24 protein-coding genes, 2 tRNA genes and 1 pseudogene are annotated in these 25,035 nt (G+C 70.6%); 8 read left to right on the top strand and 19 right to left on the bottom strand.

Features of this window, described 5'->3' with window-relative positions; genetic code table 11:
- Window positions 1-91: 91 nt before the first annotated feature.
- The 5 genes from ACIODU_RS13615 to ACIODU_RS13595 all read right to left on the bottom strand — a co-directional run bounded on the left by ACIODU_RS13615 (window position 92) and on the right by ACIODU_RS13595 (window position 6,459).
- Window positions 92-1,111: a rod shape-determining protein gene (locus ACIODU_RS13615; protein ID WP_041996374.1), complete on the bottom strand. Its 1,020-nt coding sequence runs from the start codon at window positions 1,109-1,111 to the stop codon at window positions 92-94.
- 252 nt (window positions 1,112-1,363) lie between these two features.
- The gene (gene ndk, locus ACIODU_RS13610; RefSeq protein WP_161311453.1) at window positions 1,364-1,774 is read right to left on the bottom strand and encodes a nucleoside-diphosphate kinase; all 411 of its coding nucleotides are present in this window, start codon (window positions 1,772-1,774) and stop codon (window positions 1,364-1,366) included.
- A gap of 65 nt (window positions 1,775-1,839) precedes the next feature.
- The gene (locus ACIODU_RS13605; RefSeq protein ID WP_161311454.1) at window positions 1,840-2,202 is read right to left on the bottom strand and encodes a DUF4233 domain-containing protein; all 363 of its coding nucleotides are present in this window, start codon (window positions 2,200-2,202) and stop codon (window positions 1,840-1,842) included.
- A gap of 5 nt (window positions 2,203-2,207) precedes the next feature.
- The gene (locus ACIODU_RS13600; protein WP_401767282.1) at window positions 2,208-3,719 is read right to left on the bottom strand and encodes a bifunctional folylpolyglutamate synthase/dihydrofolate synthase; all 1,512 of its coding nucleotides are present in this window, start codon (window positions 3,717-3,719) and stop codon (window positions 2,208-2,210) included.
- Between the two features lie 115 nt (window positions 3,720-3,834).
- Window positions 3,835-6,459, bottom strand: coding sequence for a valine--tRNA ligase (locus tag ACIODU_RS13595; RefSeq protein WP_401767280.1), 2,625 nt, complete (start codon window positions 6,457-6,459; stop codon window positions 3,835-3,837).
- A 136-nt stretch (window positions 6,460-6,595) separates the two neighbouring features.
- On the opposite strand from ACIODU_RS13595, the gene ACIODU_RS13590 reads away from it, so the two are divergent.
- Window positions 6,596-7,603, top strand: a complete 1,008-nt coding sequence (locus ACIODU_RS13590; protein ID WP_401767278.1) for a hypothetical protein — start codon at window positions 6,596-6,598, stop codon at window positions 7,601-7,603.
- Between the two features lie 96 nt (window positions 7,604-7,699).
- Here ACIODU_RS13590 and clpX read toward each other — a convergent pair whose 3' ends face one another.
- The 5 genes from clpX to ACIODU_RS13565 all read right to left on the bottom strand — a co-directional run bounded on the left by clpX (window position 7,700) and on the right by ACIODU_RS13565 (window position 12,601).
- Window positions 7,700-8,992, bottom strand: coding sequence for an ATP-dependent Clp protease ATP-binding subunit ClpX (gene clpX / locus ACIODU_RS13585; protein ID WP_161311458.1), 1,293 nt, complete (start codon window positions 8,990-8,992; stop codon window positions 7,700-7,702).
- Window positions 8,993-9,179: 187 nt separating this feature from the next.
- The gene (locus ACIODU_RS13580; RefSeq protein WP_356429912.1) at window positions 9,180-9,869 is read right to left on the bottom strand and encodes an ATP-dependent Clp protease proteolytic subunit; all 690 of its coding nucleotides are present in this window, start codon (window positions 9,867-9,869) and stop codon (window positions 9,180-9,182) included.
- Between the two features lie 59 nt (window positions 9,870-9,928).
- Entirely contained in the window at window positions 9,929-10,534 is a 606-nt protein-coding gene (locus ACIODU_RS13575) for an ATP-dependent Clp protease proteolytic subunit (protein ID WP_401767367.1), read from the bottom strand.
- A 355-nt stretch (window positions 10,535-10,889) separates the two neighbouring features.
- Window positions 10,890-12,311, bottom strand: a complete 1,422-nt coding sequence (gene tig, locus ACIODU_RS13570) for a trigger factor (protein ID WP_401767276.1) — start codon at window positions 12,309-12,311, stop codon at window positions 10,890-10,892.
- Between the two features lie 213 nt (window positions 12,312-12,524).
- A tRNA-Pro gene (locus tag ACIODU_RS13565) sits at window positions 12,525-12,601 on the bottom strand.
- Window positions 12,602-12,791: 190 nt separating this feature from the next.
- Between ACIODU_RS13565 and ACIODU_RS13560 the strand changes: the two genes are divergently transcribed.
- Window positions 12,792-12,865, top strand: a tRNA-Gly gene (locus ACIODU_RS13560).
- A gap of 96 nt (window positions 12,866-12,961) precedes the next feature.
- On the opposite strand, the gene ACIODU_RS13555 is transcribed toward ACIODU_RS13560, so the two are convergent.
- Complete coding sequence (locus tag ACIODU_RS13555) at window positions 12,962-13,156, bottom strand: hypothetical protein (RefSeq protein ID WP_161311462.1); 195 nt, start codon at window positions 13,154-13,156, stop codon at window positions 12,962-12,964.
- Between the two features lie 449 nt (window positions 13,157-13,605).
- On the opposite strand from ACIODU_RS13555, the pseudogene ACIODU_RS13550 reads away from it, so the two are divergent.
- Window positions 13,606-14,315: pseudogene (locus tag ACIODU_RS13550) on the top strand (hypothetical protein).
- Here ACIODU_RS13550 and ACIODU_RS13545 read toward each other — a convergent pair.
- On the bottom strand, window positions 14,266-14,712 hold the full coding sequence (locus ACIODU_RS13545; protein WP_401767274.1) for an HD domain-containing protein: 447 nt from the start codon (window positions 14,710-14,712) through the stop codon (window positions 14,266-14,268). The pseudogene ACIODU_RS13550 and the gene ACIODU_RS13545 overlap by 50 nt on opposite strands.
- A 41-nt stretch (window positions 14,713-14,753) precedes the next feature.
- Entirely contained in the window at window positions 14,754-15,575 is an 822-nt protein-coding gene (locus ACIODU_RS13540; protein ID WP_401767366.1) for an ABC transporter ATP-binding protein, read from the bottom strand.
- A gap of 254 nt (window positions 15,576-15,829) precedes the next feature.
- On the opposite strand from ACIODU_RS13540, the gene ACIODU_RS13535 reads away from it, so the two are divergent.
- The 3 genes from ACIODU_RS13535 to ACIODU_RS13525 all read left to right on the top strand — a co-directional run bounded on the left by ACIODU_RS13535 (window position 15,830) and on the right by ACIODU_RS13525 (window position 18,182).
- The gene (locus ACIODU_RS13535) at window positions 15,830-17,032 is read left to right on the top strand and encodes a cation:proton antiporter (protein WP_401767272.1); all 1,203 of its coding nucleotides are present in this window, start codon (window positions 15,830-15,832) and stop codon (window positions 17,030-17,032) included.
- A 96-nt stretch (window positions 17,033-17,128) separates the two neighbouring features.
- Complete coding sequence (locus ACIODU_RS13530; protein ID WP_401767271.1) at window positions 17,129-17,869, top strand: SDR family NAD(P)-dependent oxidoreductase; 741 nt, start codon at window positions 17,129-17,131, stop codon at window positions 17,867-17,869.
- 103 nt (window positions 17,870-17,972) lie between these two features.
- A complete protein-coding gene (locus ACIODU_RS13525) occupies window positions 17,973-18,182 on the top strand; it encodes a GNAT family N-acetyltransferase (protein ID WP_401767269.1) in 210 nt (69 codons plus the stop codon).
- Window positions 18,183-18,191: 9 nt separating this feature from the next.
- Here ACIODU_RS13525 and ACIODU_RS13520 read toward each other — a convergent pair whose 3' ends face one another.
- A complete protein-coding gene (locus ACIODU_RS13520; RefSeq protein WP_356429895.1) occupies window positions 18,192-18,386 on the bottom strand; it encodes a hypothetical protein in 195 nt (64 codons plus the stop codon).
- A gap of 110 nt (window positions 18,387-18,496) precedes the next feature.
- Window positions 18,497-19,642 carry a PP2C family protein-serine/threonine phosphatase gene (locus ACIODU_RS13515; RefSeq protein WP_356429893.1) on the bottom strand — a complete coding sequence of 382 codons (1,146 nt, stop codon included), beginning with the start codon at window positions 19,640-19,642 and terminating at the stop codon, window positions 18,497-18,499.
- Window positions 19,643-19,748: 106 nt separating this feature from the next.
- Between ACIODU_RS13515 and ACIODU_RS13510 the strand changes: the two genes are divergently transcribed.
- The gene (locus ACIODU_RS13510) at window positions 19,749-20,993 is read left to right on the top strand and encodes a GNAT family N-acetyltransferase (RefSeq protein ID WP_401767267.1); all 1,245 of its coding nucleotides are present in this window, start codon (window positions 19,749-19,751) and stop codon (window positions 20,991-20,993) included.
- 186 nt (window positions 20,994-21,179) lie between these two features.
- Here the strand turns inward: ACIODU_RS13510 and ACIODU_RS13505 are convergent, their stop codons facing one another.
- The 3 genes from ACIODU_RS13505 to ACIODU_RS13495 form a co-directional block, all read right to left on the bottom strand.
- Window positions 21,180-22,004, bottom strand: coding sequence for an Fpg/Nei family DNA glycosylase (locus tag ACIODU_RS13505; RefSeq protein ID WP_401767265.1), 825 nt, complete (start codon window positions 22,002-22,004; stop codon window positions 21,180-21,182).
- Between the two features lie 116 nt (window positions 22,005-22,120).
- A complete protein-coding gene (locus ACIODU_RS13500; protein ID WP_356427488.1) occupies window positions 22,121-22,609 on the bottom strand; it encodes a ribose-5-phosphate isomerase in 489 nt (162 codons plus the stop codon).
- A 60-nt stretch (window positions 22,610-22,669) separates the two neighbouring features.
- The gene (locus tag ACIODU_RS13495) at window positions 22,670-23,260 is read right to left on the bottom strand and encodes a biotin transporter BioY (protein WP_401767263.1); all 591 of its coding nucleotides are present in this window, start codon (window positions 23,258-23,260) and stop codon (window positions 22,670-22,672) included.
- A gap of 232 nt (window positions 23,261-23,492) precedes the next feature.
- Between ACIODU_RS13495 and ACIODU_RS13490 the strand changes: the two genes are divergently transcribed.
- On the top strand, window positions 23,493-24,134 hold the full coding sequence (locus ACIODU_RS13490; RefSeq protein ID WP_401767261.1) for a superoxide dismutase: 642 nt from the start codon (window positions 23,493-23,495) through the stop codon (window positions 24,132-24,134).
- A 165-nt stretch (window positions 24,135-24,299) separates the two neighbouring features.
- Here ACIODU_RS13490 and ACIODU_RS13485 read toward each other — a convergent pair whose 3' ends face one another.
- Entirely contained in the window at window positions 24,300-24,932 is a 633-nt protein-coding gene (locus ACIODU_RS13485; RefSeq protein ID WP_356427494.1) for a DsbA family protein, read from the bottom strand.
- Window positions 24,933-25,035: the final 103 nt, after the last annotated feature.

Genomic DNA, 25,035 nt, shown 5'->3' with positions numbered 1-25,035 from the left:
GAGCCGCCGTACGGGGAGAAGCGGGCTCCCGCCGCGGGACCCCCGGACCCGTGAGGGGACCGGGGGACGCGCGTGTCCGGCGCGGTGTGTTTCAGCGGCGCGGCTGGGCGTCCAGGACCTGCTGGAGCGCCTCGAACTCCTCGACGCACTTGCCGGATCCGAGCGCGACGGAGTCCAGCGGGTTCTCGGCGATGTGGATGGGCATGCCGGTCTCCCGGCGCAGTCGCTCGTCGAGGCCGCGCAGCAGGGCGCCGCCACCGGTGAGCACGATCCCGCGGTCCATCACGTCGCCCGACAGCTCCGGCGGGCACTTGTCGAGCGTCGTCTTCACGGCGTCGACGATCGCGTTGACCGGTTCCTCGATGGCCTTGCGCACCTCGGCCGCGGAGATGACCACGGTCTTCGGGAGCCCGGAGACGAGGTCGCGGCCGCGGATCTCGGTGTGCTCGTCCTTGTCGAGGTCGTACGCGGAACCGATGGTGATCTTGATGCTCTCGGCGGTCCGCTCACCGAGGAGGAGCGAATACTCCTTCTTGATGTGCTGGATGATCGCGTTGTCCAGTTCGTCCCCGGCGACCCGGATGGACTGCGCGGTGACGATCCCGCCGAGCGAGATGACGGCGACCTCCGTGGTGCCGCCGCCGATGTCGACGACCATGTTGCCCGTGGCCTCGTGGACGGGGAGTCCGGAGCCGATGGCCGCGGCCATGGGCTCTTCGATGATGTGGACCTGGCGTGCGCCCGCCTGGGTGGATGCCTCGATGACCGCACGGCGCTCGACGCCCGTGATGCCCGAGGGCACACAGACGACCACACGCGGGCGGGCCAGATAGCGGCGCTTGTGGATCTTCAGGATGAAGTACCGCAGCATGCGCTCGGTGATCTCGAAGTCGGCGATGACACCGTCCTTCAGCGGCCGGACGGCAACGATGTTGCCCGGCGTCCGGCCGATCATCTTCTTCGCTTCGGCGCCGACCGCGAGAATGCCGCCCGTGTTGGTGTTGATGGCGACGACGGACGGCTCGTTGAGGACGATCCCCCGGCCTCTGACGTACACCAGCGTGTTGGCGGTCCCGAGGTCGACAGCCATGTCACGGCCGATGAACGACATGTTGTTCCCCATGAGGATGCGTCTGGCCTTCCCGGACGAAGCCTGTGACGGCTTTTCAGGAGGGCGAGGTGGGTGCTGTGGCTTGGAGGGTCATCGTAGTGCCGCCCGCACGCAGACGGCGCGGTGGCCCACCTCAGTAAAGGTGACGATGTTTCGCACCATTGCGTTCCCGGAATCGGCTCTCATATGCCGCAGGGCGACCGAATTCCTTCGGTCGCCCCAGGGCTTCACGGCCGTTTGGCTGACACGCGGTCAGGAAAGTCCGGGGAAGAAAAGCTTCAGTTCCCGAATGGCGGACTCTTCGGAGTCCGAAGCGTGGATGAGATTCTCCCGGACAATCGTGCCGAAGTCCCCCCGGATGGACCCCGGCGCTGCGGCGATCGGGTCAGTCGGCCCGGCGAGGGCGCGTACGCCTTCGATGACCCGCTCGCCCTCGACCACCAGTGCGACGACCGGCCCCGAGGCCATGAACGCGACCAGCGGCTCGTAGAAGGGCCGGCCCTTGTGCTCGCCGTAGTGCTGCTCCAGCGTCTCGTGATCGAGCGTGCGCAGCTCCAGCGCGGCGATGGTCCAGCCCGCCTTGCGCTCGATGCGGCCGATGATCTCGCCGACCAGTCCGCGGCGGACGGCATCGGGCTTGAGCAGGACGAGCGTACGGCTCACGGTACGGGCTCCTTCGGGTGCGGGATGCGGGTGCTCAGAGGCTACAGGGCGCCCGGCGACCCCCCTTACGCAGCGTCAGCCTCTACCGGGGACTCGGCCGCCTGGGCGGCCCACCGGGCCTTCGTCTCGTCGATGATCCGGCCGTAATGGACCGACGCCCACCACAGCGCGGTGAATACCGGGCCAAGGACGAACATCGCCGGTACGACCACTCCGCCCGCGATGAGCGCGACGTGGAACGCCCAGCCGAGCGCCACCCCGCCGGGGCGGGTGATCAGCCCGCAGAGCAGAACGGACAGGAGCATCGCCACCCCGCAGACCGTCCAGACCGTTCCCGTCGACAGATCGCCCGACTTCATCGCGACCAGTCCGGCGAATCCGATGACGAAGAATTCAGCGATCAGAGTGGACGCACACAGCGTACGCATCGAATTCAGCGCCTTCCCAGAAGCAGCCGGGCCTCGCCCACCGTGATGACGGAACCCGTCACCAGAACACCGGCCCCGGCGAACTCCGCGTCGTCCTCGGCGAGCGTGATCGCCGCCTCCAGCGCGTCGTCCAGCCGTGCCTCGACCACCACCCGCTCGTCGCCGAACACCTCGACGGCGACGGCGGCCAGCTCGTCCGCGCCCATCGCGCGGTGGCTGGAGTTCTGGGTCACCACCAGCTCCGTACAGATCGGCTCCAGCGCTTCGAGCACCCCGCGCACGTCCTTGCCCTCGCTCGAACCGATCACCCCGATGAGCCGGCTGAACCCGAACGACTCGGTGATGCCGTCGGCCGCCGCCCGCGCGCCCGCCGGGTTGTGCGCCGCGTCCAGCACCACCGTGGGCGAGCTCCGCATCACCTCCAGGCGGCCCGGCGAGGAGACCGACGCGAACGCCTTGCGGACCGTGTCCATGTCCAGCGGACGCGCGTGCTCCGCGCCGATCCCGAAGAACGCCTCCACGGCCGTCAGCGCCACCGCCGCGTTGTGCGCCTGGTGGGTCCCGTACAGCGGGAGGAACACCTGCTCGTACTCGCCCCCGAGGCCGCGCAGCGTCAGCAGCTGCCCGCCGACGGCGATCTCCCGGGCGACGACCCCGAACTCCAGGCCCTCGCGGGCCACGGTCGCGTCGACCTCGGCGGCCTTCTTGAGCATCACCTGCGCCGCGTCCACCGGCTGCTGCGCGAGGACGACCGTCGCGCCCGCCTTGATGATCCCGGACTTCTCCACGGCGATCTCGCCCGGCGTCGAGCCGAGCCGGTCCGTGTGGTCCAGGTCGACGGGGGTGACGACGGCCACCGACGCGTCGATGACGTTCGTCGCGTCCCAGCTGCCGCCCATGCCGACCTCGACGACCGCCACGTCCACCGGCGCGTCCGCGAACGCGGCGTACGCCATGCCCGTCAGCACCTCGAAGAACGACAGCCGGTGCTCCTGCGCCGCGTCGACCAGCTCCACGAACGCCTTGATGTCGTCGTACGTCTCCACGAAGCGCTCGGCCGGGATCGGCTCGCCGTCCAGGCTGATCCGCTCGGTGACGGACTGGACGTGCGGGCTCGTGTACCGCCCGGTCCGCAGCTCGAACGCGCCGAGCAGGGCCTCGATCATGCGGGCCGTGGACGTCTTGCCGTTGGTGCCGGTGATGTGGATCGTCGGGTACGCGCGCTGGGGGTCCCCCAGCACGTCCATCAGGGCCTCGATCCGCGCCAGCGAGGGGTCGAGCTTCGTCTCCCCCCACCGCCCGGCGAGCTCCTGCTCGACGGCGCGCAGCGCCTGGTCCACCTCGGGGTCCTCGGGACGGGACGGCACCTCGTCACGCCGCGGCCCGCCCTGGGCGCGCAGGGTGCGGCTGCCGGCCTCGATCACGGCGAGGTCGGGGTCTCGGTCTGTCTCGGCGCCGACGATCTCGTCAAACTCGTCGTACTCACCGGGCTGGTCGGAAGGACGGTGCTCACTCACACGGCCAGTCTACGGAGCGCGCCGTCCCCGTCCGCCGGACGGGCCGATTTCGGCGTCCGGCGGACGGGGACGGGGGTGATCAGGTGCCTCGGCTGTGATCAGGCCTCGCGGGTGATCAGCCCCGCGGCAGGGCCGCGATCTGCGCGGTGATCCGCTCGATGTCCGTCTCGGCCTTGGCCAGGCGGGTACGGATCTTGTCCACGACGTTGTCCGGCGCCTTCGCCAGGAACGCCTCGTTGCCGAGCTTCGCCGTCGCCTGCGCCTTCTCCTTCTCGGCCGCGCCCAGGTCCTTCGTCAGCCGCTTGTGCTCGGCCCCGACGTCGATCGTCCCGGACAGGTCGAGCCCCACCGTCGCGCCCGCGACCGGCAGCGTGGCGGTCGCGTGGAACCCGTCGCCCTCCAGCTGGAGCCGGAGCACCTGGCGGATGGCCGCCTCGTGCGCCGCCAGGGACGTACCGGACAGATCGAGCCGGGCCGGGACCTTCTGGCCGGGCTGGAGACCCTGGTCGGCGCGGAAGCGGCGGACCTCGGTGATCACCTGCTGGAGGTGCTCGATCTCCCGCTCGGCGTCCTGGTCGCGGAACCCGCTGTCGGCCGGCCAGTCGGCGACGACGACCGACTCCTTGCCGGTGAGCGTCGTCCACAGCGTCTCGGTGACGAAGGGGACGACGGGGTGCAGGAGGCGCAGGGTCACGTCGAGGACCTCACCGAGGACGCGGCCGGACACCTTGGCCTGCTCGCCGCCGTCGAAGAAGGTGGTCTTGGACAGCTCGACGTACCAGTCGAAGACCTCGTCCCAGGCGAAGTGGAACAGGGTGTCCGAGAGCTTCGCGAACTGGTAGTCGTCGTAGTACGCGTCGACCTGGGCGACCGTCTCGCCGAGCCGCGACAGGATCCACCGGTCGGTGGCCGACATCTGTTCGGGCGCGGGCAGCGGGCCTTCGACCGTCGCGCCGTTCATCATCGCGAAGCGGGTGGCGTTCCAGATCTTGTTGGCGAAGTTGCGGGAGCCCTGGACCCAGTCCTCGCCGATCGGCACGTCGACACCCGGGTTGGCACCGCGCGCGAGGGTGAAACGGACCGCGTCGGAGCCGTACTTGTCCATCCAGTCCAGCGGATTGACCGCGTTGCCGAAGGACTTGGACATCTTCTTGCCGAACTGGTCACGGACCATGCCGTGCAGGGCGATGGTGTGGAACGGCGGGGTGCCGTCCATCGCGTACAGGCCGAACAGCATCATCCGGGCGACCCAGAAGAAGAGGATGTCGTAGCCCGTGACCAGAACCGAGTTCGGGTAGAACTTCTCCAGGCTCGGGGTCTGTTCGGGCCAGCCGAGCGTCGAGAACGGCCAGAGGGCGGACGAGAACCAGGTGTCCAGGACGTCGGTGTCCTGGCTCCAGCCCTCACCCGTCGGCGGCTCCTCGTCCGGGCCGACACAGACCGTCTCGCCGTTCGGGCCGTGCCAGACCGGGATCCGGTGGCCCCACCACAACTGCCGCGAGATGTTCCAGTCCCGGAGGTCGTCCACCCAGGCGAAGTAGCGGGACTCCATCTCCTTGGGGTGGATCGTGACGCGTCCGTCGCGGACCGCGTCACCGGCCGCCTTGGCGAGGGTGGCGACCTTGACCCACCACTGGAGGGAGAGCCGGGGCTCGACGGTCGTCTTGCAGCGCGAGCAGTGACCGACGGAGTGGACGTACGGGCGCTTCTCCGCGACGATCCGGCCGTCCGCGCGCAGGGCGGCGACGATGGCCGAGCGCGCCTCGAACCGGTCGAGTCCCTGGAAGGGCCCAGGGACGGTGATGACGGCCCGCTCGTCCATGACCGTGATGTTGGGCAGGTCGTGCCGCCGGCCGATCTCGAAGTCGTTCGGGTCGTGGGCCGGGGTGACCTTGACCGCGCCGGTGCCGAACTCCGGGTCGACGTGGGTGTCGGCGACGACGGGGATCGTACGGTCGGTCAGCGGCAGCCGGATCCGCTTGCCGACGAGGTGCGCGTACCGCTCGTCGTCGGGGTGGACGGCGACGGCCGTGTCACCGAGCATCGTCTCGGCGCGGGTGGTCGCGACCACCAGGGTCTCGTCGCCCTCGCCGTACGTGATGGAGACCAGCTCGCCGTCGTCGTCCTGGTACTCGACCTCGATGTCGGAGATCGCGGTGAGGCAGCGCGGACACCAGTTGATGATCCGCTCGGCGCGGTAGATCAGCCCGTCGTCGAACAGCCGCTTGAAGATGGTCTGGACGGCCTCGGACAGCCCCTCGTCCATCGTGAACCGCTCACGGGACCAGGCGACGCCGTCACCGAGCCGCCGCATCTGCCCGGAGATCTGGCCGCCGGACTCTTCCTTCCACTGCCAGACCCGCTCGACAAAAGCCTCACGGCCCAGGTCCTGCCGGGACTTGCCCTCTTTCGCCAGCTCGCGTTCGACGACGTTCTGCGTGGCGATGCCGGCGTGGTCCATGCCGGGCTGCCACAGCGTCTCGTACCCCTGCATCCGCTTACGGCGGGTCAGGGCGTCGATGATCGTGTGCTCGAAGGCGTGCCCGAGGTGCAGGCTGCCCGTGACGTTCGGCGGCGGGATCACGATCGTGTACGGGGGCTTCTCGCTCTTCGCGTCCGCTTCGAAGTAACCGCGTTCTACCCAGCGCTCGTACAGTTTCCCCTCCACCTCGGCCGGCGCGTACTGGGTCGGCAGTTCGGGGGTGCTGGCTGGCTGCGGGTGCTGAGCGTTCTCGGTCACGGGCCCAGTTTAGAGGTGTCACGGGCCTGTCCTGAAACGAGATGTTCCGTAACGGTGCCGCCCCCGGCGATCCCCAGGGGTGACCCTTCCGTCAGGATGTTCGTATCGCATAAAGCATCTGGAGGGGACAGATCACATGAGCTACAACCAGCCGGGCCCGTACGGTGGGCAGCAGCCCCAGCAGCCAGGGCCGTACGGTCAGCCGGGTCCCTACGGCCAGCAGCCGCCGCAGGGTCCGCCGCAGCCCGGCTACGGTTACCCGCAGCAGCCCGGGGTCCCGCCGCAGGGGCAGCCCCAGCCCGGGTACGGCTACCCGCAGCAGCCGGGCCAGCAGCAGCCCGGACCGTACGGGCAGCCCGGGCAGCAGCCGGGGCCGTACGGGCAGCAGCCGCAGCAGCCTCCGTACGGCGGCGGCTCCTTCCCGCCCCCTCCGGGCCCCGCCCCCAAGAAGCGGACCGGGCTGGTCGTCGGCGTGGTCGTGATGGCTCTCGCGGTGATAGCCGGGGGCGCGTACTTCGTGACGCGGGACGGCGGTGACGGGGGGTCCTCCGTCGCCGACGACGGCGCGCACCGGCTCAGCGCCCCGGAGACCGTGATCGGCGGGACGTACAAGAAGGACAAGGCGCAGAGCGGCGACACCGGCATGAGCGAGAGCGACCTCAAGGACGCCGAGAAGTGGGGGGTCAAGAACGCCAAGGACGCGAGCGCCAGTTACAAGTCGGGGGACGAGGCGAACCCGCTGGCCGGCAAGGTGCTGACCTTCAGCGGCGCGTACGGCCAGATCGCCGACCCGGAGAAGACGGTCGACGCGATGTTCGCGTACCTGAAGACGCAGTCCGAGAAGGACGCGGACACCAGCTCCATCGGCACCCTCGTCGGCAGCCCCGAGGCGTTCACGCCGGCCGGGCTCGACGGCGCGGTCATGAAGTGCCAGGAGATCAAGGTGAAGACCGACGACTCGGGCGCCGCCGCCGGCGGCCCCGCGGAGATCTCCTTCCCGATGTGCATCTGGGGCGACCACAGCACGGTCGCCTCCGTCACCTACGTCGAGGTGGCGAACGCCGTGAGCGGCAAGAGCGCGCCGCTCCAGGACGCCGCCGCCATCGCCGCCAAGCTGCGCAACGACGTGCGCGTCAAGCTCTGACGCCCACCCGCCACATGACAGGGGCGCCCGAGCCGGTGTGAACCGGCCGGGCGCCCCTGTCGTGCACCGGGTGACCGCCTTCTGGGGCCTCGGTGGTTACGCGGACTTCTCGTGGCGGCCGTCGTTCTTGACGATGCGCGGCTCGCGCGGGACCAGCGTCGGGTTCACGTGCGAGAGGACCACGTCCTCCGTGATGACGACCCGCGCCACGTCCTTGCGGGACGGCACGTCGTACATCACCGACTGGAGCACCTCTTCCATGATGGCGCGCAACCCGCGGGCGCCCGTGCCGCGCAGGATCGCCTGGTCGGCGATCGCCTCCAGCGACGGGCGGTCGAAGTCCAGCTCCACGCCGTCGAGTTCGAAGAGGCGCTGGTACTGCTTCACCAGCGCGTTGCGCGGCTCGACCAGGATCTGGAGCAGCGCCTCGCGGTCCAGGTTGTGCACCGACGTCAGGACCGGGAGGCGGCCGATGAATTCGGGGATCATCCCGAACTTCACCAGGTCCTCCGGCATGACCTCCTGGAACTGGTCGCTCGCCTCGATCTCGCGCTTCGAGCGGATCGTGGCACCGAAGCCGATGCCCTTCGCGCCGGCCCGCGACTCGATGATCCGCTCCAGGCCCGAGAAGGCGCCGCCCACGATGAACAGGACGTTCGTGGTGTCGATCTGGATGAATTCCTGGTGGGGGTGCTTACGGCCGCCCTGCGGCGGGACCGAGGCCGTCGTGCCCTCCAGGATCTTCAGCAGGGCCTGCTGGACGCCCTCGCCCGAGACGTCGCGCGTGATCGACGGGTTCTCGCTCTTGCGGGCGACCTTGTCGATCTCGTCGATGTAGATGATCCCGGTCTCGGCCTTCTTGACGTCGTAGTCGGCCGCCTGGATCAGCTTGAGCAGGATGTTCTCGACGTCCTCGCCGACATAGCCGGCCTCCGTCAGCGCCGTCGCGTCGGCGATGGCGAACGGGACGTTCAGCATGCGCGCCAGCGTCTGGGCGAGCAGCGTCTTGCCGGAGCCCGTGGGGCCCAGCAGCAGGATGTTGGACTTCGCGAGCTCGATCGCGTCGTCGCGGCCCGCCCCGCCGCCGTTCTCGCCGGCCTGGACGCGCTTGTAGTGGTTGTAGACCGCCACCGAGAGGGCCTTCTTCGCGGGCTCCTGCCCGACGACGTACCCCTCCAGGAACTCGTAGATCTCCCGAGGCTTGGGCAGTTCCTCCCACCGCACCTCGGAGGTCTCCGCCAGCTCCTCCTCGATGATCTCGTTGCAGAGATCGATGCACTCGTCGCAGATGTAGACACCGGGACCTGCGATGAGCTTCTTCACCTGCTTCTGGCTCTTCCCGCAGAACGAGCACTTGAGCAGGTCGCCGCCATCACCGATGCGTGCCACGAGGTGCTTCCCCTTCGCCTGGGAGCAGCTTGGTTCAGCGGCTCCTGTGCCTCATATCCGACGGTACCTTGCCCGGGCCCCCGTTCGGGCCCCCCTTGGCGCGGTTCACAAGGTCGTGGGACTCCGCCGTACCGTACGCGGCGTCCGACCATGACCCGTGCGACCCGCGCCGAGGGCGCCGGGAGCCTCAGGCGGCCGCGGCAGCGGCCGTCGTCTTGCGGGTCGACACGATCTGGTCGACCAGGCCGTACGCGAGTGCGTCTTCGGCGGTGAGGATCTTGTCGCGCTCGATGTCGTCGCGGACCTTCTCGATCGGCGTCGTCGAGTGCTTGGCCAGCATGTCCTCCAGCTGCGCGCGCATCCGGAGGATCTCGTTGGCCGCGATCTCCAGGTCGGAGAGCTGCTCGCGGCCGGTCTGGCTGGACGGCTGGTGGATCAGGACGCGCGCGTTCGGGAGGGCCAGTCGCTTGCCGGGGGTGCCGGCGGCGAGCAGCACGGCGGCGGCGGAGGCGGCCTGTCCCATGCACACGGTCTGGATGTCGGGCTTCACGAACTGCATCGTGTCGTAGATGGCCGTGAGGGCCGTCATCGAGCCGCCGGGGCTGTTGATGTAGATCGAGATGTCGCGGTCCGGGTCCATCGACTCCAGGCACAGGAGCTGCGCCATGACGTCGTTGGCGGACGCGTCGTCGATCTGCACGCCGAGGAAGATCACGCGCTCCTCGAAGAGCTTCGCGTACGGGTCGTACTCGCGCACGCCCTGCGAGGTGCGCTCCACGAAGCGCGGGATGACGTAGCGGTTGTCCACCTGCGGGCCGGTGTAGAGGCCGCTCGCGGAGTAACTCGCGGGATTGTTGTTCATGTGGGTGTTCACCATCCTGATGGCGTTCGCTGGGCGGGGCTGCGGGGGCTGGTCCTGGGCGGGGGCCGCGGGGCTCAGGCCCCGGTGCCGCCGCCGCCCGGAACGTGCGAAGCGGCGCTGATGATCTCGTCGATGATGCCGTAGGCCACGGCCTCCTCGGCGGTGAACCAGCGGTCGCGGTCACCGTCGCGGATGATCGCCTCTTCGGTCTGGCCGGTGTGGCGGGCCGTGATCTCGGCCATGCGCTTCTTCGTACGGAGGAGCTGCTGGGCCTGGATCTTGATGTCGGAGGCGGTGCCGCCGAGGCCCGCCGAGCCCTGGTGCATGAGGATGTCCGTGTTGGGCAGCGCGAAGCGCTTGCCGGCCGTGCCGCCGGTCAGCAGGAACTGGCCCATGGAGGCCGCCATGCCCATGCCGATGGTGACCACGTCGTTGGGGATGTACTGCATGGTGTCGTAGACGGCCATGCCGGCCGTCACGGATCCACCGGGGCTGTTGATGTAGAGGTAGATGTCCTTCTCGGGCTCGGCCGCGAGGAGGAGGAGCTGCGCCGTGATCTTGTTGGCGATGTCGTCGTCGACCTGCTGGCCGAGGAAGATGATCCGCTCTCCGAGCAGTCGGCTGTAGACCTGGTCGCCGAGGCCACCACCGAGGGACGGCTCACCGGCGGCGTAAGGCATCAGATTCGTCACGTATCCACCTGCTCGTCTCTGACGGCTGCGGCCGTCTCAGCGTCTTCGTTCCGGGGGTCGGGGAACTCCCCAGCCCTCGTATTCATGGACCCTAACGCGCTGGTCGGCGAGGGCCATCCCGCTTCCGTGACTGTTCGCTGGGAGCGCAAGGCAGTTGGGGCTCCGTACGGCCCTGGGAGGGCCTGGGGGACGCCCGGGCCCTCGCGGGTGCCTCCGGGGTCGTCCGGGGGCCCTCAGGGGCGCTCCTGGGCGGGCGGCGGTGGGTGTCCGCCCGGCGGAAGGGGCGGGCCCCGGGCGCGTGTCGCGTCCGGGGCCCGTCCTCACGTGCGGCCTGCGGGGCGGATCAGGCGTCGGTCTTGTCGGCCTTCTCGGCCGTGCCCTCGTCGTCGCCCTGGGCGGCGTCCCCGGCCGGGGCGGCGGCCGCCTCGACCGTCTGGCCGGTCTCGTCTTCCTCGTCGTCGTCCAGCTCGACGGTCTCGCCGTTGGTGTCGACTACCTTCGCGGACTCGACCACCACGGCGAGCGCCTTGCCGCGGGCGACCTCGCCGACGAGCATCGGCACCTGGCCGCCTTCGACGACGGCCTGGGCGAACTGGTCCGGGGACATGCCGGAGGACTGGGCGCGGCGCATGAGGTGCTCGGTGAGCTCCTCCTGGCTGACGTTCAGCTTCTCCTTGTTGACCAGCTCGTCGAGGATGAACTGGGTCTTGATGCCCTTGACCGCCTGCTCCTTGGTCTCCTCCTCGAACTCCTCCTCGGTCTTGCCCTGGATCTCCAGGTACTTCGCGAGGTCGAGGCCCATCTGACCGAGCTGGTGGTGCTCCAGGTTGTGCTTGCGGGTGTTGATCTCGTCCGCGAGCAGCTTCTCCGGGATCGGCACCTCGGCGAGCTTCAGCAGCTCTTCGAGGACCCGCTCCTGGGCCTGGGTGGCCTGGTCGTACTGCTTCATGTTCTCGAGGCGCTTGCGGCTGTCGGCCCTGAGCTCTTCGAGGGTGTCGAACTCGCTCGCCGTCTGGGCGAAGTCGTCGTCCAGCTCGGGCAGCTCGCGGGCGGAGACCGTGAGGACCTTGACGGTGACCTCGGCGGGCTGGCCCTCGGCGGCGCCGCCCTTCAACTCGGAGGTGAAGGTGGCCTCGCCGCCGGCCTCCAGGCCGATGACGGCCTCGTCGATGCCGTCGAGCAGTTCGCCGGAACCGATGGTGTACGACACGTCGCTGGCGACGCCGTCCGGCAGCACCTCGCCGTCGACCTTGGCCTCCAGGTCGATCGACACGACGTCGCCCTGGGCGGCGGCGCGCTCGACCACGTTGGTGGTCGCGAAGCGGTCGCGGAGCTGCTCGACCGACTTGTCGACGTCCTCGTCGGTGACCTCGACCGCGTCCACGGTGACCTCGATGCCGGAGTAGTCCGGGATCTCGATCTCGGGGCGGATGTCCACCTCGGCGGTGAAGGACAGCAGCTCGCCGTCCTTGAGCTCGGTGATGTCGACCTCGGGCTGGCCGAGGACGTTCAGCTCACCCTCGTTGACGGCCTCGGTGTAGAACTTCGGGAGAGCGTCGTTGACGGCCTCCTCCAGCACAGCACCACGGCCGAACCGCTGGTCGATGACCCGGGCCGGGATCTTGCCCTTGCGGAAGCCCTTCACCGTGACCTGCTGGTTGATCTTCTTGTACGCCGCGTCGAGGCTGTCCTTGAGCTCCTCGAAGGGCACCTCGACTGTGAGCCGAACCCGAGTCGGGTTCAGGGTCTCCACGGCGCTCTTCACGGTTCGGTCTCCTTGGTGGCTGATTCTGGGGTTCTGCTGCCTCCGCCGCACTCGCGGCGGCCACAGCGGATTCGGCCCGGCTTCGTCAGATCCTTCAGAGACTCTTCAGACACACAGGCACGCAGCTTGCATAGTAACCGCATGCGGGAAGGGCCCCACAACGCGATCTTGTCGTGCTGGTCCGTGCGATCGGGCCACGGGCGGTCGGGCTACTGGTCGGGGTGGCCGGATTCGAACCGACGACCTTCCGCTCCCAAAGCGGACGCGCTACCAAGCTGCGCCACACCCCGTTGGTGCGACACGTAGGGTACATGCCCGAAGGCGCTCCGTTCGCCTTTTCCGGCCGGGCGACGGCCGGGGCGACGGGGAGGGTGAGCGGCGCCGGTGCGCCGCACCGGCGCCAAGTGATGTGCGGGGAGCGGCGGTGACCCGCTACGATGCTGTTCGTGCCGCGGTCACCCGACCGGCGGCGCTCGCTGTGCGGGCGTAGCTCAATGGTAGAGCCCTAGTCTTCCAAACTAGCTACGCGGGTTCGATTCCCGTCGCCCGCTCCACGGCTTCGGCCCGACCCGTGTGCGCAAGCCACCGGTCGGGCCGTTCGCGTTTCGCCGTTCGTGCCGTTCGTCCGGCGGCGGGGCGCCGGGGTCGCGTCAGAACGTGATGTTGCTGATCGTGTCCGCTATCGAGTTGAGCGTCCGGTTCACCGCCGGCGCCATGTTCGTGGACGCGAGGAAGAAGCCGAACAGCACGGCGACGACCGCCGGTCCGCCCTTGAGCGAGCCGCCTCGGATCAGCACCACGAGGATGATCGCCAACAGCACCACCACAGACAGTGAAATGGCCACAACTGATCACACCCTCCGTCGGTCCGCCTCGCGCTTCGACCATCGTGCCATCAACGGCCTTGTTGATGTTGCCCCGTGACGAAACATCGACGTCAAGTTCTCGCCAATCGCGCGCCCCGCGCGCCGGATCGCGCCCCACTCCGCCACACCCGGCGGGAGATGAATACCCGTGCGAATTCGATCCGACACCCGGCCGTCCGCACATTTGATCCACCGCTCATTTTCACGTCACCCGCGGACGGATCACGGAGTGGATCAGTGGGCAATTGACGCGGCGCCACCCCGGATGGCGGCGGAGTCGATCAAGGCCGACCCTATGACCCTTTTAAGGGCGATCAATTGGGGCATACAGGGCGGTTGTCGGTGGTGTCAGACGTGCGCGCATTCCCGTCCCGGAGGGGATCGGGAAGGTTTTACGAATCGCTTTGCGCGCGGCTAGGGTGCGGCGGATGTTCCAGGCTCCCCACGGTTATGACAGGACCCCACTGCCTCAGACCTCTCCGGCACCCGAGCCGAAGTCCCCCACCGGAACCGACGCTTCCGCCGTGGCCGACACGCCGAGACCCGCCCAGTGGGACGCCTTCTTCGACAACGCCAAGTACCTGGCCATCGTGCTCGTGGCCGTCGCGCACGCCTGGGAACCGGTCATGGACGGCAGCCGCGCCACCAAGGCGCTGTATGCGGCCGGAGCACTTCCGGCTGGTACGGCGCCCCGGGGCGCGGAAGTTGGCGGTCGCGCTGTTCGCGGGCGCGCTGGTGTTCGCGTACGCCCTGGCGCCCCGGATGCGGACCGGCTGGCTCTACCACAGCACCGGCGCCCAGGTTCACGGTGCTGGGCGCGGGCACGGTCTGCGGCTATCTGCTGCACGGATTCCTGGTCAAGGGCGCGGTGTTCGCCGGCCTCTTCGACACGTACCCCTGACTGGCGGATCCGGCCGGGGAGGTGCTGGTGTCGCTCGTGGCGGCCGTGGCGGTGACCCTGCTGTGCACTCCTCCGGTACGGCGGCTGTTCCGCTTCGCCGTGGAGCCGGAGATGCGGTGGGCGTTCCGCCCCGACGCCGTGGCGCCGGCGGGCGGGGCGGGCCCGGCGGGCGGGAGGGCCGCCGTTCCTACCGCGTCAGGCCGAGCAGGTGTCGTACCGTCGCGTACTTCTCGGTGAGCCGGGTCCGGGTCGGCTCGTCGAGGACGGCGAGCCGGGCCGGATCGGCGTTGTGCGCGAGGTCGGACTCCTTGACGAGGAGGGCGCCCGGGGTGGCCAGGATCCGTGCGGTGTACGTACGGAGGTCCTCGCCCTTCGCCTTCGTGAGCGCGAGGACCATGTCCGTGACCGGCCGGGGCAGCGGGGCGGCGGCCAGCCACTCCCGCGACAGCGCGCCGTCCTCGACCGCGTCGTGCAGCCAGGCGGCGGCGATCTGTTCGCCGGACCCGCCCCTGGCCCGTACTCCTTCCGCGACCGCGCTGAGGTGCTCGGTGTAGGGGCGGCCCGCTTTGTCGGTCTGGGTGGCGTGGGCCTCGCGGGCGAGGGCTTCGACCTCGGCGAGGGTCAGGTGCGGCATGGCCGGACTGTACCGGCCGTTCCCCGCCGCCGGGGCGGGTCTCAGGCCGCCGCACCCGTGCGGGAGAAGGCCGGTGCGGTGAGGGAGGTCATGCGGGCGGCGATGCGGGCCGCGTCGGCGCGGGGCAGGCTGTCCGCGATCAGCCCGTCGGCGAGGAACAGGACGCGGTCGGCGTGGGCGGCCGCCGCCGGGTCGTGGGTGACCATGACCACCGTCGCGCCGAGGGAGTCCACGGCGGTGCGCAGGAGCGACAGGATCTCGGCCGCCGTGGAGGTGTCGAGGGCGCCGGTCGGCTCGTCGGCGAAGACGACGTCGGGCCGGGTGACGAGGGCGCGGGCGAGGGCGACGCGCTGCTGCTGGCCGCCGGAGAGTTCGGCGGGGCGGCGACCGGTCTTGTCGGCGAGGCCGAGCCGGCCGAGGATCTCGGCGGTGCGGCGCGGGTCGGGGCGGTGGCCCGCGAGGCGGGTGGGCAGCTCGATGTTCTGGCCGACGGTCAGCGCCGGAAGCAGGTTGAACGCCTGGAAGACAAAGCCGAGGCGGGTACGGCGCAGCTCGGTGAGCCGGGTCTCGTCCAGGCCGGTGAGGTCCGTGCCGCCGAGGTGTACGGACCCGGTCGTGGGGCGGTCGAGACCGGCCGCGCACTGGAGGAACGTGGACTTGCCGGAGCCCGAGGGGCCCATGACGGCGGTGAAGCTGCCGCGCGGGAGGGCGAGGTCGATCCCGCGCAGGGCGTGGACGGCGGCGGGGCCGCGGCCGTACTGGCGGCGTACGTCGCGGAGTTCGACGGCGATGCCGTCCTCCCCGCCGCCGGTGCGGGGGCCTTCCGTACCGGTGTGCCGGCTGCGTGTGCGTCGTAATCCCATGGCGTCCGCCCTCTCCTGATCCGTACCGCCGATACCGCCGGTCACTGCCCTCCTGACGCTAGTGAGCGGAGGTGGGGGGCGGCCAGGGCGGTGCCCGGCGGACCGGGGGTGGGGGTAGCCCTACCGGTCCCCCGCGTACCGGGAAAGTTGCTTGTTAAACTCTTTGGTAAAGTAACTACTGACGCTCCCTTGACCTGCTCTTGACTCAAGCCGACGGAGGAAAGCCCATCGGACACGCGGAAACCCTCATCGCCATGGGCGGCGCGTTTCTCGCCGCCGCCCTGCTCGCCCGCCTCGGCAGCCGGATCGAGCTGCCGACGATCCCCCTGTTCATCCTGGCCGGGATCCTCCTCGGCCCGCACACCCCCGGCATCGTGCTCGTCTCCGACCCGCACGACCTGGAGATGCTTTCCGCCCTCGGCCTGGTCCTGCTGCTCTTCTACCTGGGCCTGGAGTTCCATCTGGACGACCTCAAGGCGGGCGGCCGGAAGATGGCCCTCGCCGGCGGCGCGTACCTGACGCTGAACGTCGGCGCGGGGCTGGGCTTCGGCTTCGCGCTGGGCTGGGGGACGTCGGAGGCGCTCGTGCTCGCCGGGGTGCTCGGCATCTCGTCGTCCGCGATCGTCACCAAGGTCCTGGTCGACCTGGGCCGGATCGGCAATCCGGAGACGAAGCCGATCCTGGGCATCATCGTGGTCGAGGACATCTTCCTGGCGCTCTATCTCGCGGCGCTCCAGCCGATCCTGTCCGGCGCGGACAGCGTGCGGGCGGCGCTGCTGGACGGCGGGAAGGCCTTCGGGTTCCTGCTGCTGCTCGCGCTGGCGGCGCGGTTCGGGACGAGGGTGGTCGGGCGGCTGATCGGCACGAAGGACGACGAACTGCTCGTCATCTCCTTCCTGGGCGCGGCCGTGTTCGTGGCGGGGGTCTCGGAGTGGTTCGGGGTCGCGGACGCCATCGGCGCGTTCATGGTGGGCCTGATGCTGGGCAGTACGTCGTCGGGCGAGCGGATCCGGAAGCTGGTCCATCCGCTGCGGGACGCGTTCGGCGCGATCTTCTTCTTCGCGTTCGGCCTGTCGATCAACCCGGGCGATCTGCCGACAGTGCTGTGGCCGGTGCTCGCGGCGGTGGCGGTGACGCTGGTGATGAACGTGATCGCGGGGCTGGTGGCGGCGCGGATCAACGGCTTCGGGGCGGGGCCCGCGGCGAACATCTCCACGACGCTGCTGGCGCGCGGCGAGTTCGCCCTGATCCTGGCGACGATGGCGGCGGGGGCCGCGCTGGACGAGCGGCTGGCGCCGTTCATCGCGGGCTATGTGCTGGTCCTGGCGGTCCTGGGACCGCTGGCCGCGGGCCGGTCGCACTGGCTGGCGCGGGTGCTGCCGGGCGGGCGGGCGTCTGCCGGGGCGGGCGGGACCGGCGGATCGGTGACGGTGCGGGAGAAGGAGCCGGTGGGCTGAGGCGGGGACCTGGTGGCCGGGGGTGCGGGCGGTGCGGTACGACTGGGTCCGCAGCGATCACGCCACGGTGATCGGGGGGATCACAGGAGGCAGCGCGTGTCACGTCCGGTCACCATCGTCACCGGGGGCAGTCGGGGGATCGGCGCGGCGACGTGCGTCCGGCTGGCGGCCGACGGGCACGATCTGGTCCTCGGGTACGTCAGTGACGGCGCCGCCGCCGAGTCGACGGCGCTCGCCGTGCGGGCGGCGGGGGCGCGGTGTGTCACCGTACGGGCGGACACCGCCGACGAGGCGGACGTGGAGCGGCTGTTCGACGTCACCGCCGCCACGTTCGGGCCGGTGGACAACCTGGTCAACAACGCCGGGGTGACGGGCCCGCTGGGCCGGCTCGCCGACACGCGCACCGCCGACCTGCGGCGGGTGCTGGAGGTCAACCTCCTGGGCTACCTGCTGTGTTGCCGAAGGGCGGCCCGGGACATGGGGGCGCTCGGTGCGGGCGCGATCGTCAACGTCTCGTCCACCGCGGCCGGGCTGGGCAGTCCCGGCGAGTACGTCCACTACGCGGCGACGAAGGCGGCCACGGACTCCCTGACGGTCGGCCTGGCGAGAGAGCTGGGCCCCGAGGGGATCCGGGTCAACGCGGTCGCGCCCGGCATCGTCAACACCGGGATGCACGCGACGATGGGCGACCCCGACCGCCCCGCCAAGGCGGCCCCCACGATCCCCCTGGGCCGCCCGGGCGAACCCGCGGAAATCGCCGCCGCCATCACCTGGCTCCTCTCCCCCGACGCCTCGTACACGACGGGCACGGTGCTACGGGTGTCGGGCGGGCGGTAGGAAGGGCCATGGCCGAGAACCGGGCGGACAGCAGGCCCGCGTCTCGCCGTCACCGTTGACGAGGGGTGCGCGCTCGGGGAGGTGCTTCTCAACCGTCGTACCGGTGGCATCGGTTACGTCGTCGGCGCGCACGCGCTGGCCGCGGCTGCCCCGCGTCGTGCTGGAGATCGAGCCGGACAACCGCCCGAGCGTCGCCGTGGCCCGCGCGGCCGGGTTCCGGCTTACGGACGCGCCGCCGGAGACCGTCACGGACAAGGGGCGTACGTACACCCTGCTCACCTGGGTACGTGAGGCCCCCGGCGCCGTCCCCTGACCCTCGGCGTCACCGGCGCGTGCGGCCGCGCAGGCGCCAGGCCTGGTAGAGGAGGTACGCGCCCACCAGGGCCACCAGCGCGCCCAGGAACGCGTACTGGCTTTTGCCCGACATGCCCGAGCCGCCCACCGCGCCCGTGCCCTGGGCTATCCAGAGCACCCCGAGCACGCACAGAATGACCCCGCCCACACCGCGAACCACCATGTTCTGTTCCCTTTCCGGTCGCCCAGTCCGCGCGGGTGCGCGCGTGACCGCCCCAGCTTCACCCCTCGGAGCCCCTGCGGAGGCCGGGTAACCCTTACAGAACGCGAACGTCACGCCTCGCGGCAGATCAGCAGCAGCGCCCGGTCGTCGTTGACGTCCTTCGCCACCGCCTCGATCAGGTGCCACGCCGCCCCCTCGAACCCGCCCGCCACATAGCGGTCGGCCTCGCCGGTCAAGCGGTCGATGCCCTCCGCGAGATCGCGGCCCGGGGCCTCCACCAGACCGTCCGTGAACAGCATCAGGACGTCACCCGGCCGCAACGAGCCCTTCACCGGGTCGAACTGCGCCGCGTCGTAGACGCCGAGCAGCGGGCCCTCGCCCGACATCTCGTCCCACCGGCCGCTGCCCGCGTGCAGGTGGAGGGCGGGCAGGTGGCCCGCGGAGAGCAGTTCGTAGTCGCCGGAGTCCAGATCGAGGACCAGGTGGATGGAGGTGGCGAAGCCCTCGTCCCAGTCCTGGCGCAGCAGATACCCGTTGGCCGCCGGGAGGAAGCCGTGCGGAGGGAGCGAGCCGAGCAGGCCGCCGAAGGCCCCGGACAGCAGCAGCGCCCGCGAGCCCGCGTCCATCCCCTTGCCGGACACGTCCGTGAGGACCACTTCCAGCGTGCGCCCGCCGTGCGTACGGGCCGCCACGACGAAGTCCCCGGAGAAGGACTGCCCGCCCGCCGGCCGCAGCGCCATCTCGTGGTGCCAGCCCTTCGGCAGCTGCGGCAGCGCGCTCTGTACGCGGATGCGTTCGCGCAGGTCGAACAGCATCGTCCCGCCGCGCCGCCACGGCACTCCGACCCGCGCCCTGAACTGGGCGATCAGCAGGCCGAAGAGCCCGCAGGCCGCGACGACCAGCACCACGCCGGGGGTGACCCGGCCGGTGCCTTCCGTGTACGGGCCGAGGACGACCGACTCGACGATCAGCGCGGTGGCCGCGGCGGCGTACAGGCCGAGCAGGCTGGCGGGCCGCAGCAGCAGACCGCCGGCGACGATGGGCAGGACGAGGGTGGAGGGCGCGCACCAGACCGGGACGGCGACCGTGACGACGGCGATGACCGGAACGGTGAGCAACAGCCCCGCGAGGGCGATCCAGTCGGACCCGTCCCCGCGGAAATAGTCGACCCCTGATTTGCGCAGGGCGATACGGCCCCGGTGCAGCGTTCTGCGCATCCGGGCCGTGAAGGAGTCCGTTCTCGCGTTACCGGCCATTGTTGTGGACCCTATCCATCCGCCTGCCCCGCGTGCAGGGGGACCCCTGTGACATTGTGTTCGAAATCGGGTCGCCCGATCGTCGTACCCCTGCTACTCATGGCATATGACGACTGATCTGCGCGAGCTGGCGCCGGCCGACTGGGACCGCTGGTACCACGTGCTCGAACACGCCTTCGGAGGTATCACCGAGACGTCCCAGGAGCGGGTCCTGTGGAGGGATCTCACCGAGTTCGGGCGCTTCGTCGGCGCCTGGGACGGGGACGAGTGCGTCGGGACGGCGGGGGCGTTCAGCTTCGGTCTCACGGTGCCCGGCGGCGCGCGCGTGGACGCGGCGGGGGTCACGATGGTCAGCGTGGCGCCGACGTACCGGCGGCGCGGGGTCCTCTCGGCCATGATGCGGCGCCAGTTGGACGACGTACGGTCGTGGGGCGAGCCACTGGCGGTCCTGACGGCGTCGGAGCCGCCGATCTACGGCCGGTTCGGCTACGGAGGGGCGACGCAGGAACTGTCCGCGGAGATCGACACGGTACGGGTACGGATCCCGCCGGCCGCCCGCCCCGGGGACACGGACCGGATCCGGTTGCGGCAGGTCAGGCCGAACGACCCCGCCGTACAGGCCGCGTGCGAGGAGGTCTACGCCTCGCAGGTTCCGGTCCGGCCCGGCATGATCGCGCGCGGGCCCGGCTGGGAGCGGCTGCCCGTCCTCAACGGCGAGCGCGAGCGGGACGGGATGTCGCCGCTCCAGTGCGTACTGGTGGAGCGGGACGGCGAGGTGGCGGGGTTCACCCTCTACCGCGTGAAGCCGGAGTGGGACCGCTCCGGTCCGAAGGGCACGGTCGAGCTGCGTGAGCTGTACGCGCGCGACGCGGAGGCGTACGGCGAGCTCTGGCGTTTCCTCTTCGGCATCGACCTGACCTCGACCGTCCGGGCGCGCAACCGGCCCCTGGACGACCCGTTCCAGTACCTCGTCTCGGACGTGCGGCGCTGCGGGCTCCAGGTCAGGGACGCGCTGTACGTACGGCTGGTGGAGGTGGGCGCGGCGCTGGAGGCACGGACGTACCGGACGCCCGTGGACGTGGTGGTGGAGGTCGAGGACACCTTCTGCCCCTGGAACGAGGGGCGTTGGCGGCTGACCGGCGACGCGAAGGGCGCGTCCTGCGTCCGCACCGCGGACCAGGCCGATCTCGCTCTGTCGGTACGGGAGTTGGGCGCGGCCTACCTGGGCGGGGTGCCGCTCATCTCGCTGGCGGGCGCGGGCCGGGTGACCGAACTGCGCCCGGGCGCGCTGGCCGAGGCGTCCACGGCCTTCGGCTCGGACGTCGCCCCGTGGCTGCCGCACGGTTTCTAGGGCGTGTCCGCGAAGTGGGGTCTGGCTCGCGGCGCCTGGCACGCGCGCTCGCGGCGTTGTCGGACCCACCCCGTACATCCAGTACGGGGTGAGTCCTCCGCCTTGCGATCGCACGCACCAGACGCCGCGAGCCCCGCCCTCCGGGCGGACGACCCCACTTCGCGGACACGCCCTAGTACCACCTGACTAGGAGGCGGCCGGGTCGCCGCTCTGGCAGCGGGGGCACCAGAAGAGGTTGCGGGCGGCGAGCGGTGCGGTACGGATCTCCGTACCGCAGAGGAGGCAGGGCAGCGCGGCCCTGCGGTAGACGTAGACCTCGCCGCCGTGGTCGTCCACGCGGGGCGGGCGGCCCATCGCCTCGGGGGTGTGCGCGGGGCGGACGGTGTCGATGCGGTTGTTCCGTACGCCCTCGCGCATCAGCTCCACCAGGTCCGCCCAGATCGCGTCCCATTCCGTACGGGTGAGGTCCTTGCCGGGGCGGTACGGGTCGACGCCGTGCCGGAAGAGGACCTCGGCGCGGTAGACGTTGCCGACCCCGGCGATGACCTTCTGGTCCATGAGCAGGGCGGCGACGGTCGTACGGGAGCGGGAGATCCGGGCCCACGCCTTCTCGCCGTCGTGGCCCGGGCGCAGGGGGTCGGGGCCCAGCCGGTCGTGTATCGCCCGCTTCTCGGGATCGGTGATCAGGGCGCAGGTCGTCGGGCCCCGCAGGTCCATGTACGCGGTGGCGGAGGCGAGGCGCAGCCGGACGGTGTCCGTGGGCGGCGGGGCGGGCGCGTCCCCGAGGGCGACCTTGCCGAACAGACCGAGGTGGACGTGGACCCAGCCGGTCCGCCCGAACCCCAGGAAGAGGTGCTTGCCGTGGGCGTCCACCGTGTCGAGGACCTGGCCGTCGAGCAGGGCCGCGCTGTCGGAGAACTTGCCCTGCGGGCTGCTGACCCGTACCGGCCGTCCGCCGAAGCGGTCGAGATGGTCCTCGGCGAGGCGGTGGATCGTATGCCCCTCGGGCACGGTGGTCTCCTCGGAAGTGCGGTCGGCACGACGAAAGTGCGGTCGGCATGACGGTGCCGCCGGGCGGCCGTTCAGGGTGCCCGGCGGCACAGGGGTCTCGGGGGTCGTCCGGTCGTTCAGTCCTGCTGCGGGTGGTGCGGCGGGATCGGCGGCAGGACGTGGGTGCTCTCGTACTCCGCGAGCATCCCGATCCGGCGCGCGTGCCGCTCCTCGCCCGAGTACGGCGTGGTCAGGAAGGTCGCGACGAAGGAGGTCGCCTCCTCCTCCGTGTGCATCCGGCCGCCGACGGAGATGACGTTCGCGTCGTTGTGCTCACGGCCGAGCGCCGCCGTCTGCTCGCTCCAGGCGAGGACGGCCCGTACGCCCTTGACCTTGTTGGCCGCGATCTGCTCGCCGTTGCCGGAGCCGCCGATCACGATGCCGAGGCTGTCCGGGTCGGCCGCCGTGCGCTCCGCGGCGCGCAGGCAGAACGGCGGGTAGTCGTCCTGGGCGTCGAAGATGTGGGGCCCGCAGTCGACGGGGTCGTGGCCCTGGGCCTTGAGCCACTGGACGAGGTGGTTCTTGAGTTCAAAACCGGCATGGTCGGAACCGAGGTACACGCGCATGCTCCGAGTGTGGCACGCGTGTCGCAGGGTGACCGTCATCGGGGGCCGGGACGGTACGTGTCAGCCCCGGCGGCCGGCCAGCTTCCACGCGGCGGGCAGCGCGCCCATCGCCAGCGCGGCCTTGAGCGCGTCGCCCAGCAGGAAGGGCACCAGGCCGGCCGAGACGGCGGCGCTCAGCGACAGGTCCGCCGAGACGGCGAGGTACGGGACGCCGACCGCGTAGATGATCGCGGAGCCCAGGACCATCGTCCCGGCCGTCCGGACGACGGACCGGTCGCCGCCGCGGCGGGCCAGCGCGCCGACGACCGTCGCGGCGAGCAGCATCCCGAGGACGTACCCGAGGGTCGGGAAGCCGACGCCGGAGGCGCCTTCGGAGAACCACGGCACCCCGGCCATGCCGAGCAGCGCGTACAGGGCCAGGGAGAGGAAGCCGCGGCGGGCGCCGAGGGAGACGCCGATGAGCAGCGCGGCGAAGGTCTGTCCCGTGACCGGCACCGGTGAGCCGGGGACCGGCACGGAGAGCTGGGCCGCGACGCCGGTCAGGACGGCGCCGCCCACCACCAGGGCGAGGTCGCGCGCGTGGGCACGGTGGGCCGGGAGGAGGTCGGCGAGGACCACTCCGGTACGGGGGGCGGGGGCGGCGGTGCTCATGGGGACTCCGGCGGTCGTCGGGGGGTGCGCCGGGCAGGCCGTGGCGTGTTCCGGGCGGGGGGACGGTCCGACCGTAACCCGGCCGTCCTGGCCCGATCACCGTCGGACGCCCACAAAGAGGAGGTCAGCGGCTTGTCGGGGGTGTCACACGGCGCCTGCCCACTCCGGAGCCCTCTTGCTGTTAGCGTGCACCTGCATAAGATGTGCAATAAGAGTTTCGGAGGGCTTGGACATGGCCGTTTACACACTTCTCGAACTTCCGTACGACTACGCGGCGCTCGAACCGGTCATCAACCCGCAGATCGTCGAGCTGCACCACGACAAGCACCACGCGGCCTACGTCAAGGGCGCCAACGACACGCTCGACCAGCTCGCGGAGGCGCGGGAGAAGGAGGCGTGGGGGGCGCTCAACGGCCTGGAGAAGAGCCTGGCGTTCCACCTCTCCGGCCACATCCTGCACTCGATCTACTGGCACAACATGACCGGTGACGGCGGCGGCGAGCCGCTCGCGGCGGACGGCGTCGGGGAGCTGGCCGACGCGATCGCCGCGTCGTTCGGGTCCTTCGCGGGCTTCAAGGCCCAGCTGAGCAAGGCGGCGGCGACCACGCAGGGGTCGGGGTGGGGCGTCCTCGCCTACGAGCCCGTCAGCGGCCGGCTGATCGTGGAGCAGATCTACGACCACCAGGGCAACGTCGGCCAGGGCTCGGTCCCGATCCTGGTCTTCGACGCCTGGGAGCACGCCTTCTACCTCCAGTACAAGAACCAGAAGGTGGACTTCGTCGAGGCGATGTGGCGGGTCGTCAACTGGCAGGACGTGGCGAAGCGCTACACGGCCGCCCGGAAGAACGCCACCCACCTCCTGATCGCCCCCTGACGGGGGGCCTCCCCCGCGGGGGAGGCCGCGCACGTCCTGCTCGTGATCGTCTTCTCACCCTTCACGGCGGGCGGATGGAACGGACGGCCCCCGCGAGGACATGACTCGCGGGGGCCGTCCTCCGTACCCGTGCGTGCACGCGCCGAAGCGGCCGCCCCGGTCGTACTAGTCGAAGATCGGGCCCTGGGTGCGGGTGCGCTTGATCTCGTAGAAGCCCGGGATCGAGGCGACCAGCAGCGTGCCGTCCCAGAGCTTCGCCGCCTCCTCGCCCTTGGGGGCCGGGGTGACGACCGGGCCGAAGAAGGCGATCTGCTCGCCGTCCGCGCCGGGGACCGCGATGACCGGGGTGCCGACCTCCTGGCCGACCTTGTCTATGCCTTCCTTGTGGGAGGCCCGCAGTTCCTTGTCGTACGCGTCGGAGTCGGCGTACTCCAGCAGGTCGGCCGGCAGGCCGACGTCGTCCAGCGCCGAGGCGATCGCCTCACGCGTCGGGCCCTCGCCCCGGTTGTGGATGCGGGTGCCGAGCGCGGTGTAGAGCTCGCCGACGACCTCGTCGCCGTGCTTCTGCTGGGCCGCGATCACCACACGGACCGGCCCCCACGCCTTCGTCCGCATCGTCTCGCGGTACTGCTCCGGCAACTCGTCGACCCGGTCCTCGTTGAGGACGGCGAGGCTCATCACGTGCCAGCGGACGTCGATGTCCCTGACCTTCTCCACCTCAAGGACCCAGCGGGACGTCATCCAGGCCCAGGGGCACAGGGGGTCGAACCAGAAATCGACGGGAGTCTTCTCGGACATGTCTCTCCTCTGAAACGGGCGTCCCGGCTACCCGCGGGCGCCCGGCGGACCTCGTCGCTGCAACGTCCCAACCGGACGGCGGCATTCCCGGATGCCCGGTCAC

The organism is Streptomyces sp. NPDC088261, assembly GCF_044740805.1.
Classification (GTDB): Bacteria; Actinomycetota; Actinomycetes; order Streptomycetales; family Streptomycetaceae; genus Streptomyces.
The sequence above is the reverse complement of the archived record's forward strand: the minus strand, read 5'-3'. Positions and strand labels throughout refer to the sequence as shown.

What these genes read in the sequence shown, in the direction of transcription:
- ACIODU_RS13495 (WP_401767263.1), bottom strand. Translation starts at nt 23,260, where the DNA reads ATGAGCACCGCCGCCCCCGCCCCCCGTACCGGAGTGGTCCTCGCCGAC.
- ACIODU_RS13615 (WP_041996374.1), bottom strand. Translation starts at nt 1,111, where the DNA reads ATGTCGTTCATCGGCCGTGACATGGCTGTCGACCTCGGGACCGCCAAC.
- ACIODU_RS13510 (WP_401767267.1), top strand. Translation starts at nt 19,749, where the DNA reads ATGACGACTGATCTGCGCGAGCTGGCGCCGGCCGACTGGGACCGCTGG.
- ACIODU_RS13605 (WP_161311454.1), bottom strand. Translation starts at nt 2,202, where the DNA reads ATGCGTACGCTGTGTGCGTCCACTCTGATCGCTGAATTCTTCGTCATC.
- ACIODU_RS13535 (WP_401767272.1), top strand. Translation starts at nt 15,830, where the DNA reads ATGGGCGGCGCGTTTCTCGCCGCCGCCCTGCTCGCCCGCCTCGGCAGC.
- ACIODU_RS13520 (WP_356429895.1), bottom strand. Translation starts at nt 18,386, where the DNA reads ATGGTGGTTCGCGGTGTGGGCGGGGTCATTCTGTGCGTGCTCGGGGTG.
- ACIODU_RS13515 (WP_356429893.1), bottom strand. Translation starts at nt 19,642, where the DNA reads ATGGCCGGTAACGCGAGAACGGACTCCTTCACGGCCCGGATGCGCAGA.
- ACIODU_RS13545 (WP_401767274.1), bottom strand. Translation starts at nt 14,712, where the DNA reads ATGCCGCACCTGACCCTCGCCGAGGTCGAAGCCCTCGCCCGCGAGGCC.
- ACIODU_RS13575 (WP_401767367.1), bottom strand. Translation starts at nt 10,534, where the DNA reads ATGCCTTACGCCGCCGGTGAGCCGTCCCTCGGTGGTGGCCTCGGCGAC.
- ACIODU_RS13590 (WP_401767278.1), top strand. Translation starts at nt 6,596, where the DNA reads ATGAGCTACAACCAGCCGGGCCCGTACGGTGGGCAGCAGCCCCAGCAG.
- ACIODU_RS13580 (WP_356429912.1), bottom strand. Translation starts at nt 9,869, where the DNA reads ATGGTGAACACCCACATGAACAACAATCCCGCGAGTTACTCCGCGAGC.
- ACIODU_RS13485 (WP_356427494.1), bottom strand. Translation starts at nt 24,932, where the DNA reads ATGTCCGAGAAGACTCCCGTCGATTTCTGGTTCGACCCCCTGTGCCCC.
- ACIODU_RS13490 (WP_401767261.1), top strand. Translation starts at nt 23,493, where the DNA reads ATGGCCGTTTACACACTTCTCGAACTTCCGTACGACTACGCGGCGCTC.
- ACIODU_RS13500 (WP_356427488.1), bottom strand. Translation starts at nt 22,609, where the DNA reads ATGCGCGTGTACCTCGGTTCCGACCATGCCGGTTTTGAACTCAAGAAC.
- ACIODU_RS13540 (WP_401767366.1), bottom strand. Translation starts at nt 15,575, where the DNA reads ATGGGATTACGACGCACACGCAGCCGGCACACCGGTACGGAAGGCCCC.